The organism is Niallia sp. WK069_GA_01 (assembly GCF_983173855.1).
On the sequence record NZ_OZ470138.1, the window covers coordinates 949,877 to 962,707 of the forward strand.

Below are 12,831 nucleotides of genomic sequence, written 5' to 3' on the forward strand. Positions count from 1 at the left end.
TTCCTTACACTCTCAATTAGTCCGCAGTCAGAATACACTTCGCTTTCCTGCGGGCGAGCGACGAGCCTCCTCGCTGCGCTGCGGGGTCTCGTCTTTCTCGCATTCCCTATTTGTGGAATAGGGTGTATTCTCTTATCATTGTGTTATCTGAAAATAATTGTATAGGGTCTTATGTGTTGTTTCAACTGAGAGCATAGGTAAAAGGAATAATAAATTTTTTGCTTCTTTTTATGAAAGAATGTTTTTGGAAAGATATATGTCTTTACGGTTTAGATGAAGGTTGTATCTATCTTTAATAAGAGGCATTTCTACTATGTTTATAGGGTGATTTGATTCTTTTGACCGCTCTAAATTTAATTGTTACTATGAGAGCGAGGTGAAGAGAATGAATACTACATTTCAAGCTGTAGTTGTAGATAAAATAGAAGATAATTTTTCTGTAAAGCTAAAAGAGGTAACGATAGATGATTTATCGGAGGGAGAGGTGGTAATAAAAGTCCATTATTCTGGCATTAACTATAAGGATGGGCTTGCTAGTACGGAAAATGGAAGAATAGTAAGATCTTATCCACATATTCCTGGCATTGATTTAGCAGGAGTGGTTGTGTCTTCTGAAGATGAACGTTTTAAAGAAGGAGATAAAGTTCTCGCAACAAGCTATGAAATTGGCGTGTCTCATAGTGGTGGCTATAGCGAATATGCACGGATTCCTGCTGATTGGATTGTGCCATTGCCAGAGGGACTATCTTTAAAGGAAGCAATGATATTTGGAACAGCAGGATTTACAGCTGCTCTGTCTGTGCAACGACTAGAGGATAATGGGTTAACACCTGAAAAAGGAAAAGTACTTGTAACCGGATCTACTGGTGGTGTGGGCAGCTTTGGTGTTGCTATGCTTTCGAAACTAGGATTCAATGTTGTGGCAAGCACAGGAAAAAAAGATGAAGATTATTTAACAAAACTTGGGGCAAAAGAAATTATTTCAAGAGATGATGTGTATAATGGAACAGTAAAAGCGCTGGGCAAGCAGCTCTGGGCAGGGGCAATTGATCCTGTTGGAGGTAAGTCTTTGGCAGCTATAATTAGTAAAATAAACTATAAAGGATCGGTTGCAGTCAGTGGATTAACTGGTGGAGGAGAAGTGCCTACAAGTGTATTCCCATTTATATTGCGCGGGGTAAATTTGCTTGGAGTGGATTCAGTTTATTGTCCCATGGAAGATCGCAAGAAAATATGGGAACGGTTAGCTGCTGATTTGAAGCCAGCTGATTTATCTGACTTTGTATATCAAGAAGTATCACTAGTTGAATTGCCAGATGCACTGCCAGTTATTTTAACCGGTAAAGTAAGAGGCAGAACGATTGTATCTCTTTAAAAATAGTGCTGGAAATGTAAGAACCCTCTTTTTAAAAAGGGGGTATTTTCTTACGTACCTTTTTCAGGAGACAAAGTTGTTTTCTTTTTGAGTAAAGGAATATGTGAAAAGAGATTATTGTAATTAGATTTGTAGTAAGTTGGAGAAACGTTTTGAAAATAATTTGGTATACAAAAAACACTCAAAATATTATAATAAGAAAAAAATAGACTGATGGTGATAAATTGTTTAATTATTTGCTTATAGTAACTTTATTTATGTATTTGATCTCGGTTATTTGCCCTTGGCTTCCATTAGGTTTGATTTTATCTTGTATTTGTTTAGGAATTATTCTGTTTACTTTTTTTACTGTCAGCCGTTTTGTTCGCTTATTAGGAAGTATATTTTTATTATTAGGAGTAGTCATGTTATGGAGGAGCCAAGCTTCATTTTTTGAATATATCACTTCCTTTGGATCCATGCTTCAACTTCTAGCTTTATTTGGGTTAGTTCCTATTTTGGCTTTTCCTATTAAACTTGGAGATTATGCTTCTGGCATTCAAGACTTAATTCAGCGTCATGTGAAAAAATCAAAGCATCTGTATATGATGACATCAAGTATTTCCTATTTTTTAAGCATTTTTATGAATGTAGCAACAGTGCCAATGACTTATTATGCGATTAAGCCAGTTTTAGAATTTTATCCTTTACAAAATGAAAATAGATTTATAAGTAGAGCCATTACCCATGGATTTACGATGCCGCTAATGTGGTCACCTATAACACCAGTGGTGGGAGTTGCCTTAAGTCTCACAGGAGTAAGCTGGCTGTCTATTTTGCCATATGTTTTGCCATTAAGTCTTTTTGGTTTAGCACTTGATTGGTTTTTAGGAGCAAAGGTAGCAAAAAAAGCGCTTCATAAATCCAATCCAGCTGCCCTTTATAATCATGAATTAGCCGCCTCAATCGAGGAAAACAAACCAAAATCAACGAAGCGGATTTTACATATAGTGGTAGGGATTATTTTACTTAATGGTATTTTAATACTAGCAGAGCATTATTTTTCTCTCTCCTTTATTACAATCGTTTCCCTATTAGTTATTCCCTTTTCTTGTAGTTGGTGTTTATTAATTAATAAAGGAAAAGAATTTAGGAGCTCTTTAAAAGAATATGTTGGTTCTTTTTCTAACAAAATGAAAGAGCAATTTTTTATCTATTTAGCTGCCGGTTTTTTTATTTCCGCAATCCAGACTTCAAAGACGGATTTAGTTATTAATAGTTGGATGGTTAAAGCAGAAGATATGATAGGTGGAACGGCTTTTTTACTTATTATTCCTATTGTTCCTGTTATCTGTTCCTTTATCGGACTTCATCCTACGATTACCTTATCGTTAATGGCAGAGGCTTTAAATCCAAGTTTGTTAGGAATTTCAGCTAATGTTTTAACCGTTATTATGTTAATTGGTGCGGTATCTGCCTTTTTAGTTGGACCATTTAATACAACGATTGGATTAATGTCAAGCATTGTGAAAGAGAGTTCATTCAAGGTATCAAATTGGAATATTGTCTATACACTTTCCTATTTATTTTGTGGAATTATTTATATCTTCCTTATTAAAATGATTTTGCAAGCATAGTTGTATAAGTTGCAGTCTGGTTCTCGTCTTTCTCACATAGGTATTCTGTTTGTGATGTGCTGCTAAAATAGTTAGTAATTTATTGGGAAAAATAGTCTAACTAAAAGGAGAAGTTCCGCTCGCTTCTCTAATAACAGCAAAAAAAGTTGATTCAAAAAACAATTGAATCAACCGTTAAAAATAGTCATTATTGCTGTACTGAACTGCTTAATAAAGCAAGCAAGCAAGCAATCGCCAATATTAGCTTGCAGCATTCTCTGATTTTATAAGTTTTGAGAATTTGGATTCCTCACTATTGCCAGAGGCACGAACAATTTCAAATAATTCTTCTCTGGCAGCTTCAACCGTTGAAAAGCTTTCAAAAAATTTCACGCGAATAAGATTTACATACTCTTTTCCCTCGTACTCTTCATATAATTTTATTTTAATTGAATCATCCAATACTTTAGCTATTGTATACTTCGCTTTTAATTCATTAAAAAAATAAAAATTATAAGTTTCGACTGCTTCTAATCCTTTTCCCTCTATTAATGTTTGAAAGGTGTTTTTATTTGTTAGAACAATATATTGATTCATTCTCACTCACTCCTCTTTTATTATTACTGCTACATAAAAAGATTACTGAATACAGGAACTAGTAATTTCTGGTGATTGGAAAAGAATAAACAAACCTCCTTTTGTTTATTGTATACCAAATTTACTTATTAGTTTATCCTATCTGTGTAGAAAAAACAATATTTTTTCTAAATATTTAATATTTTCAGTTAACATAGGTTTTTTTAGATAATATGACTTGATTTTCAGAGAAAAAAAACCAAGTCATATTATCTGACAATTTAGAAGATTAATTGAAACTCCTGTGTATAATGAAACTTAATATTCATCATGAATATGTTGTAAACTTCGAGTAAAGCTCCAAGTAGAGAAAGGAGAGAATGTAGCAATTGTGAAAGTGTGAAAAAGCTAGAGCGAATTAGTAGAGTGCCAATCTATCCATGCGCCAGTAGAGCATCTGAAAGTCACGCTGGGAATCTTTTCTACAGATTGCGAAACATAATACGTAACAACAGGGGTGAGGATATGCCAAATGTAAAGCTTTATGTTAATGGGAAAGTGATCGAGCAAGAAGTAAAAGACAATGCTAATTTAGTTGTTTTAGCAGGGATAAGACAGCTTCCAGAATTAAAGTTTGGCTGTGGAATGGGAAGATGTACAAAGTGTGCTTGTAAAATAATTAAAGGTCAGAAACATTTAGGTGAACCTAACTGGAAAGAAAAAAAGATGCTTGGAGATAAGCTGGAGGAAGGGTTTCGTCTTGCTTGTCAAATGACGATTCAGCATGATATTGAACTATCGCAAGAAGAAACAGTTTTGGTAAAAAGGAGGAGAGAACAGGAAGTAAAGCAGGGGTAATTTTTTTGGAGAATAATGGTATACAAAAAACCTATTAAGAAGAGTACATGATAAGGGGGATAATATTTATGTCCTTATATGATTTAAATGAAATGACATGGGAAGAGGTAGGGGAAGCATTAAAAACAGTTCAGCTGGCAATCATACCAGTTGGAGCCCACGAGCAGCATGGTCCTCATATGGTGGAAAGTTGTGATGCAGTTCTAGCATCCGAGATGGCTAAAAGACTTTCGGAAAAGCTGTATCCATATGTGATAAAGACTCCTACAGTTAATTTTGGTGTTTCTCAACATCATAGCAATTTTCCCGGAACGATTACACTTCAGCCAACCACCTTACTAGCAATATTGAGAGATATGGTCGTTTCTTTAAAGCGTCATGGAATTACCCAGTTTCTTTTTCTAAATGCCCATGGAGGAAATCAATCCACATTAAATGTGGCGTCCACTACTCTTTCAGCAGAATTACATGTGAAAATCTATTATGCAAAAACAACGGCATCGGCAAAAAACGCCATTTCTACTGGCATTCACTCCACTCTTTTTGGACACAGTTGTGAAAGAGAGGTATCAGAGGCTCTTTTTTTGGCACCACAATTGATACGAACTGATCGAATAGCAAAAGGAGAAATTAATACAGGTGGGAAATGGGAGCTTCTTAGACCTGGAAAAGCGATTCAAGGGTTTTATCCCTATGAAGAAATGACAGAAAATGGATGTATTGGTGATGCTAGGATGGCAAGTAAAGAACTTGGAGAGAGGATTGTAAAAGAAGCTCTTGGAAATTTAGCTGACGATCTATGTAGATTATTGCAGATAGAGAGAGTAATCAATTGATAAGAAACTGGTGGAAATGATAACCATAAGTATTTTCCAATAGTAAAAGGTGGAATTCGGACTTAAGATAAAGGATAGGCCTTGGTTTAGCGTTACCAAAAGAGGGGGATGGGAAAATGATCGAATTAACTGCAGCACATTGGATATATGCTATTGTTACCATACTTGTAATTGTGACAATGCTTTTACAGAGGGGTGTAGTACTACCTACCATTGTTGGAACCTTTCTTGTTGCTATGATCTATAAGTCATCCTTAGTAGGAGGGTTTCAAGCAGTTTTTAATGCTAGTTTAATTGCTGCAAAAGAGCTGTTTAATATCTTTTTAATTATTACCGTGATGGTTGCCCTATTAAAATCCTTAAAGGATATTGGAGCAGATCAAAAAATGGTCGCTCCGATAGAGAGAGTAATGAAAAATGGTTATATTTCGTTTTTCTCCATTGCTATCACGACTTATGTCATCTCGCTATTTTTCTGGCCAACACCTGCTGTACCGTTAATTTGTACTTTATTGCTTCCGGCTGCTATTCGGTCTGGATTACCACCAATGTTTGTTGCCATGACGGTTTCTATTGCTGGACAAGGAATGGCATTATCTTCGGATTATATTATGAAGGTTGCCCCGATGCTTACTGCAAAAGCAGCTGGGATTGACACAAATCTAGTGGCGGATAAAGTATTAGTATTATCCTTAATTACAGGAATATCTGCTCTGACTATCGCATTTGTTGCGAATCGGAAAACATTTTACAAGCCAAAAAGTATAGAGGCATTAGAGACATTTAAACATTTCGAACGGAATCAAAGCAGCTCTAATTCCATAGAAGAGGAAGTTGCTGCAAGCTTAGAAGATGGAGTAGCGATTCCTAATAAGGAGAGATGGGGGAAAGTATTTGCCATATTGGTTCCTGCATCTTTGCTTGCTGTGATGATTTTTATGTTTACCGCCTCATCAGATGGACGCTTTGCTGGTGGAGATGGTGCTGCATTTATTGGCGGTGTAGGAGCCATTTTGCTTGCTCTTGCTTCGACTGCTTATCATCGAATGAATGCTTTGGATAAAATTAGTGAACATTTAGTAGAAGGATTTGTATTTGCTTTTAAAGCGATGGGGCCGGTTATTCCAATTGCTGGATTCTTTTTTCTAGGGAGTTCTGACTTTACAGGATCTATTCTATCACTTCCAGAGGATGCAGCAAAACCTGCTTTTTTAGTGGATCTTATCGTAAGTGCTGAATCCTATATCCCTGATAATATGGTAATCTCAGCATTCGGTTTATTATTGGTAGGAATGATTTCTGGAATTGAAGGATCAGGTTTTTCTGGGCTTCCGCTTGTAGGAGGGCTTTCAGGAGCAATGGCCCATTCTTCTGGTCTAGATGCCAGTACACTTGGGGCAATCGGACAAATGGGATCTGTATGGACTGGAGGTGGAACCATAATTGCGTGGTCGTCATTGGTTGCTGTTGCAGGATTCTGTGGTGTATCGGTTATTGAGTTAGCAAGAAAAAACTTTTTACCAGTTGTAGGCGGGTTAGTTTTATCCACTATATTGGCAATTATAATTTGGTAGAGTGAGCATATTTATATTATTAGTAATTTAAATATTTAAAAAATTAAAAATTATTAGTAAAAAACATTTACAAGTTGGAAAAGTTGTTATAATATGAGTATATGGTATACCAAATACAATATTTATTTTAGCTTAGTAGATTTTATTAGCATAAAAATTCTAGACACTCTTGCTAAAATATTTTTTTGATAATTTTTGGTATACAATGAACAATAATTAAACATATTTGAGAGGAGATCTTACTATGACTGAATTATTATCAAAGGATGAATTTCGAAAAGAACTAGAAGAGGCAATTAAAGGCAATCATAGTCAAAAAGCTCCATTCACAGTTGCTTGGGCGGAGGGGAAGCTTGAGAGAAAACATTTTGCTAGCTGGGCAGAAAACCATTACCATTATGTTGGACCATTCGCCGACTATTTAGCTTATATTTATCATAATACTCCTAATCTAGCAAAGTTTGAGTCTGCGAAAGATTTTACTTTACAAAATATGTATGAAGAAGAAATTGCGGCGGATCGACATACAGATCTATTAATACGCTTTGCTGAATCATGTGGAACAACTCGTGAAAGAATTGTTAATCCAGCAAATATGGCGCCGACTACATTAGGGTTGCAAAGCTGGTGTTATGCGGTTGCTCAAAGAGAAAATTTTGTTGTTGCAACAGCAGCATTAGTAGTTGGTCTTGAATCGCAAGTACCGGATATTTATCGTAAACAAACCCCAGTTCTTCGGGAAAAATATGGTTTTACAGATGAAGAAATTGAATTCTTTGATTTACACATTGTTTCAGATGAAATTCATGGAGAACGTGGATACAAAATTGTCTTAGATCATGCCGATACACCAGAATTACAACAAGCGTGCTTAGAAATTGTTCGAACTGGTGCAAAAATGAGACGTATGTATATGGATGGATTGTATAAAGAGTATTTGGAAAAAGATCTTGGATCTCTTGTACAAGCATAATCACAGCAAAAAAGAAGTTTAAATATTTTTGATTTAAAATTCATATGGGGACTTATCCTTCGTCTCTATTATATAAATACGCAAGAAGCAGAAACAAATGGAATAAAGGCGGCGCGAGGGAAGCTAATATCACAACATCCTATGATAAAAAAAACAAACTACTGAACAGAAAGTTTGTTTACTTCCAGACAAGCAGGCGTGTTCCGCCCCATTTTCCATAAAATGATACTCCTCACTATATAGAAAAATCAACAGCAGTTTCCTTATTTGGAAGCTGCTCTCTTTTTAAAATGGTGCTTGTCGATATTATCTTTAAAATAATAATTAGAAAAAGAAAGGATGATGGTCTTGTTAACAATGAAGGTTGATACATATAAGAACTATATTAACGGTGTTTTTATGGAATCAACAAGCAAGCAAACATTCGAAAGCAGGAACCCTTCTAATAAAGAAGATATTGTTGGAGTATTTCAATCCTCCACTCGAGTAGATGCAATGGTAGCAATTGAAGCAGCAAAAGCAGCTTTTCCAGCTTGGACAATGGTTCCACCTTCGAAAAGAGCAGCTATATTAAATAAGGCAGCGGCTATATTAGAAAGCAATATCGAACAGCTTGCGGCTGAATTAACCCGCGAAGAAGGAAAAACATTTGGAGATGCTAGAAATGAAGTGGCTAGGTCTGCACAAACGATTCGTTATTATGCAGTGGAAGGGCAAAGTCTGTCAGGGGAAACTTTCCCAAATGATGACGTGGCTATGAAGGTATCGAGTGAAAGAGAACCTTTAGGCGTTGTATCGGTAATCACACCATGGAATTTTCCATTGTCCATTCCAGTCCGAAAAATTGCACCTGCCCTAATTACTGGAAATACAGTCGTATTTAAACCATCATCTGATACACCGTTAATCGCATATCGTTTGGTGGAGGCCTTTCATTTGGCTGGTATTCCAAAGGGAGTAATTAATTTTGTAACCGGAAGTGCTTCTGCAATTGGGGATATTTTAGTAGACCATCCTGCTATTAAAGCAGTTACGTTCACAGGATCTACAAAAGCTGGTGAACATATTCATCGCCATACTTCTTTTACTACCAGAACCCAAATGGAGCTAGGCGGGAAAAACCCAATTATCATTATGGACGATGCTGATTTAGAAAAGGCTGCGACATTAACAGTAAATGGAGGATTTTCCCTTACTGGCCAAGCATGTACAGGCACAAGTCGAGTGATTGTACTAAGCCGTATAAAAGAAGCTTTTATAGAAAAGTTAATCGAAAAAACGAAAGCACTTAAAATGGGGGATGGATTTGAAGAAGGCGTGAAAATTGGTCCATTAGCGAATGAAAAGCAGTGGAACAATGTTTTACATTATATAGAGGTCGGAAAGTCAGAAGGCGCCCAGCTTCGTTTTGGAGGGGAACCTGTCATACATGACCAATATGCAAACGGCTATTTTGTCCAGCCAACGATTTTTACAGAGGTGACTACTTCTATGCGCATTGCAAAAGAAGAAATATTTGGTCCTGTCATTGCCGTGATGGAAGCCGAGGACTATGATGAAGCCATTAAAATAGCAAATGATGTGGAATATGGTTTGTCTGCTGCTATTGTGACGAATAATTTAGAAATTGCACAGAAGTTTACGAATGATATTCAAGCAGGAACGGTTAAAGTAAATCGAACCACCACTGGAAACTTAATCAATGCTCCATTTGGTGGATTGAAAAAATCAAGCACATCCACTTTTCGTGAATCTGGAAGGGTAGGATTAGAATTTTTTACACAGTTAAAAACAGTTTATATTGGTTATTAAAGGAGTGATTATTCTTGAAAAAGGTATTGAAATTGGAAATAGAAGAGTCAAAAGTGATGATCGAAGCGGCTGTTCAGAAGGCGAAGGAGATAGCAGTGTTAGAAACGATAGCCATTGTGGATGATGGGGGCTACTTAGTTGCCTTGGAGCGTATGAATGGAGCACGTATTACTGGACCAGAAATTGCAACAGCCAAGGCTTTTACTGCTGCTGGACATAAACGGTCCACTCATTTATTTAATCAGGAGCCTAATGGTCCAGCACTTCCTGGAAACGAAGCATATGGAATCCAATTAATGATGCCAGGAAAGTTTGCCGTTTTTGTTGGCGGTTTTCCGATTGTCGTAGATGGGGAAGTTATTGGAGGAATAGGCATTAGCGGTGGTAACGGAGAACAAGATACTGCGGTCGGAACAGCGGCACTAGAAGCATTAGCAGAATTTTTATTTAAAGAAGGCTTAAGCGTTCTTACTGGTCCAGATATCAAAAAGTAACGAAAGCATTTATTGTACTCTAAACGGGCTGTAAAACTCCCATTTTTAGAAGTTTACTTTATGATTTTTTGGATAAAGGGGAAATCAAGAATTCCTAGTTTATGCACCTCAAAACTCGTAATGTATTTTACGCGTTTTGAGGTTTTTTTTATGATTAGAGAATCAATTTTACCTTTTATAAAGGAAAAACAGGAAAAAGGATGTTACTTTTTGCGAAATGTTTGATAAACTCAGCAAGAGAAGCAATTTTATGAAAGAAGCAGGTGACCTTATGGAATGGAAGGAAGATTCGTTTTTATCTATTCGTGAACATGTATATAGATTTATTAAACAACTCATATTAGAAGGAGAATATAAGCCAGGAGATCGTTTGATTGAAAGAGAATTGGCAACGAAGCTTAATATAAGCCGTACACCAATCAGGGAAGCATTATTCCGTCTCGAATCACAAGGTTTTGTAAAAACGCTGCCTCGAAAAGGAGTAATTGTTTCCGATGTATCAGAAAATGATGTGATTGAAGTATTCACCATTCTATCTTCATTAGAGGTTTTAGCAGCAAAGCTGGCAGCTCAACGAATGAACGAAGAGATGATGTCGAGGTTTGATGAAAAAATAGCAGAACTGGAATCATTTGAATCACAGTCAGAGGAAGAAGTCGAAAAGAAACATTCAGAAACAAATTATTTGATTTATCAAGCAGCTAAAAGTACCAAACTATCGGATATCCTTTCTGGTTTAATCGATTATATTCATATGTCTGCAAATATGGGATACGAAACACCAGGGAGACGTGTAGAGTCGATACGTGAACATATTGATATTCTAAAAGCTATCCGGAATGGTGAAGGAGAAATGGCGGAATATTTAACAAAGATTCATATCGAAAATTCGAAAAAGGCATATATTAATTTTGTAGAGAAATTAAAAGAAAAACAAAAAAAGAGTCAAAACTAGGCAGCCTAAAGCTAGCCTAGTTTTTTTGAAACGTTGTTTTTATAATATTTGCTGTGGGGTAACCCGCAACATGACAGCACTTCGATTTGCATGGGCGAGTGCCGAGTAGCTTCTTACTTTGTAGATTTCGTCTGTCCTACATTCCCGTTGAAGTCTAGGTGAATTCAGGCTTCTTGTACGGAAAATAGTTATTATTTCGTTGAGAAAAACATATGAAAAACATATTTTTAGAAAGCGGTAGTTATTAAAATGGAATAGTTCTAAATTCCAATAATTAAAGGGGAAGTTAAATTTTTTAATACTTTACAAATACTCATGGCAACAATATAGCCTGTTTTAGGGTTATCTTCAGAGGGTCTGTTTTGGATGTTTATTTCCATTTTTCCAAAATATCCTTCTGCAATAATTTGGTGAGTATTGTTTTGGATAAAAGGATCGACATATACTTGTACCTTTGTTTGTTCCAATCCAAGTCCAGCAATGCCTACTGCTGCAGAAACATTGGTGCTTTCCGGAAATAATTGTGCAGATTCTTTCGCATTCCCTTCAAAAAGGAGAAAAGGTTCTATGAGTGAATCTAAATCTACCATTTGTTCAGATGGTGTCCCTTTCCATGCTTTAGGCGGCTTTTTTGTTAATAGAGTAACTTTCTCCAATCCGTTTACAGCAGCGGCACTAAGCCGATCTAATCCCCCAATTGCCGCAGAAGGGATGATTAATTTCTGTTTATTCTGTTTGGCGGCTTCTTTTACTCGCTGAAAAAATTCCTGATTGGAGAATGCACCTATTGAGACGACAAGGAAATCGCTGCCGGATGATAATGATTTCTCCGCATATTGATACACTGCTTGATGACCAGCGTTTTCAATAATAATATCTAAATCTTTGTTAAAAAATTCTTCTTCTTTATCAAAGAAAAGAGGTGTTTGATCTAAATCAGCATACTTTTGTTTATTTCTTACAAGAATAGCTGCTAATGTAGCTTCTCCAGCCTTTTTTTCATTAATATATGCTGCTACATCTTTCCCGATTGCACCAAATCCGATTAAACCTACTTTTACCATGATAATCCTCCTATCTGTTTTAAAAAATAACCATTATTGTATTTGGTATACAAAAAGTATATAACAAAACCAGAAAAAATAACGTTATAATATTAAAAAATAGATAAATAACGTTAAAATAGTATAAATGAGTTGTCTGAAATTTTAAAATATGGTATATTGTATACCAAGAAGATTAATTAAACAAATACATACGAAAAGAGGAGATGCGTAAAATGGCAAATATAAAATTCTTAACAAGTGGAAAGGAATTTGAAGTTCCCGACAATTCTAATATTTTACGAGTTTCCTTGAGGTATGATGGAGATTTACCGAATAGATGCGGCGGTGGAATCTGTGGTTCCTGCGTATTTAAAGCGGAAGCAGGTGGAGAATTTCTTGATAATGTGAAAATTCAAGAACGAAGAAAACTAGGAGAAGAATGGCTGGCAAAAGGGTACCGATTAGGATGCCAAGCTTTTGTTACAGAAGGAGATGTCACTATTTCCTGGGAAGAGGAAGTAATAAACGAAGTGAAGAGAAGAAAGCCAGATCGATATGAAAAAGTAAAATAGGCATACGAATAATTGTAACTTAAAATTTCAGAATATTTTAAAAAAGGAGAGATAGTGAATGTGGGTTTGTAAATCACATGTAAAGGAAGCATTAGCCAATTTTAATGCCCCCCATTTTTACCGAGCACCAAAAGACTTTGGAATCAAATGCAAATTTTGTAACAG

The 12,831-nt window shown here is 36.0% G+C and carries 12 protein-coding genes; 10 read left to right on the forward strand and 2 right to left on the reverse strand.

Annotation, left to right across the window (positions count from 1 at the left end):
• The first annotated feature begins 385 nt into the window (after window positions 1-385).
• Complete coding sequence (locus AC5LWL_RS04580; RefSeq protein ID WP_493433216.1) at window positions 386-1,375, forward strand: NADPH:quinone oxidoreductase family protein; 990 nt, start codon at window positions 386-388, stop codon at window positions 1,373-1,375.
• A 224-nt stretch (window positions 1,376-1,599) separates the two neighbouring features.
• Entirely contained in the window at window positions 1,600-2,991 is a 1,392-nt protein-coding gene (locus tag AC5LWL_RS04585; RefSeq protein ID WP_493433217.1) for a hypothetical protein, read from the forward strand.
• 240 nt (window positions 2,992-3,231) lie between these two features.
• Here AC5LWL_RS04585 and AC5LWL_RS04590 read toward each other — a convergent pair whose 3' ends face one another.
• Complete coding sequence (locus AC5LWL_RS04590; RefSeq protein ID WP_493433218.1) at window positions 3,232-3,567, reverse strand: hypothetical protein; 336 nt, start codon at window positions 3,565-3,567, stop codon at window positions 3,232-3,234.
• 504 nt (window positions 3,568-4,071) lie between these two features.
• Between AC5LWL_RS04590 and AC5LWL_RS04595 the strand changes: the two genes are divergently transcribed.
• The 7 genes from AC5LWL_RS04595 to AC5LWL_RS04625 all read left to right on the forward strand — a co-directional run bounded on the left by AC5LWL_RS04595 (window position 4,072) and on the right by AC5LWL_RS04625 (window position 11,048).
• On the forward strand, window positions 4,072-4,404 hold the full coding sequence (locus tag AC5LWL_RS04595) for a 2Fe-2S iron-sulfur cluster-binding protein (RefSeq protein ID WP_493433219.1): 333 nt from the start codon (window positions 4,072-4,074) through the stop codon (window positions 4,402-4,404).
• Between the two features lie 68 nt (window positions 4,405-4,472).
• Entirely contained in the window at window positions 4,473-5,240 is a 768-nt protein-coding gene (locus AC5LWL_RS04600; protein WP_493433220.1) for a creatininase family protein, read from the forward strand.
• 116 nt (window positions 5,241-5,356) lie between these two features.
• Window positions 5,357-6,814 carry a hypothetical protein gene (locus AC5LWL_RS04605; RefSeq protein ID WP_493433221.1) on the forward strand — a complete coding sequence of 486 codons (1,458 nt, stop codon included), beginning with the start codon at window positions 5,357-5,359 and terminating at the stop codon, window positions 6,812-6,814.
• A 244-nt stretch (window positions 6,815-7,058) separates the two neighbouring features.
• Window positions 7,059-7,787, forward strand: a complete 729-nt coding sequence (locus AC5LWL_RS04610; RefSeq protein WP_493433222.1) for an iron-containing redox enzyme family protein — start codon at window positions 7,059-7,061, stop codon at window positions 7,785-7,787.
• A 339-nt stretch (window positions 7,788-8,126) separates the two neighbouring features.
• Window positions 8,127-9,599 carry an aldehyde dehydrogenase family protein gene (locus AC5LWL_RS04615; RefSeq protein WP_493433223.1) on the forward strand — a complete coding sequence of 491 codons (1,473 nt, stop codon included), beginning with the start codon at window positions 8,127-8,129 and terminating at the stop codon, window positions 9,597-9,599.
• A gap of 14 nt (window positions 9,600-9,613) precedes the next feature.
• Complete coding sequence (locus AC5LWL_RS04620; protein WP_493433224.1) at window positions 9,614-10,093, forward strand: GlcG/HbpS family heme-binding protein; 480 nt, start codon at window positions 9,614-9,616, stop codon at window positions 10,091-10,093.
• A gap of 271 nt (window positions 10,094-10,364) precedes the next feature.
• Entirely contained in the window at window positions 10,365-11,048 is a 684-nt protein-coding gene (locus AC5LWL_RS04625; RefSeq protein WP_493433225.1) for a GntR family transcriptional regulator, read from the forward strand.
• A 260-nt stretch (window positions 11,049-11,308) separates the two neighbouring features.
• On the opposite strand, the gene AC5LWL_RS04630 is transcribed toward AC5LWL_RS04625, so the two are convergent.
• Window positions 11,309-12,112 (reverse strand): aspartate dehydrogenase, encoded by an 804-nt coding sequence (locus AC5LWL_RS04630; protein ID WP_493433226.1) that lies wholly within the window; start codon window positions 12,110-12,112, stop codon window positions 11,309-11,311.
• 215 nt (window positions 12,113-12,327) lie between these two features.
• Here AC5LWL_RS04630 and AC5LWL_RS04635 point away from each other — a divergent pair, with 215 nt between their 5' ends.
• Window positions 12,328-12,666, forward strand: coding sequence for a 2Fe-2S iron-sulfur cluster-binding protein (locus AC5LWL_RS04635; RefSeq protein WP_493433227.1), 339 nt, complete (start codon window positions 12,328-12,330; stop codon window positions 12,664-12,666).
• Window positions 12,667-12,831 lie beyond the last annotated feature (165 nt).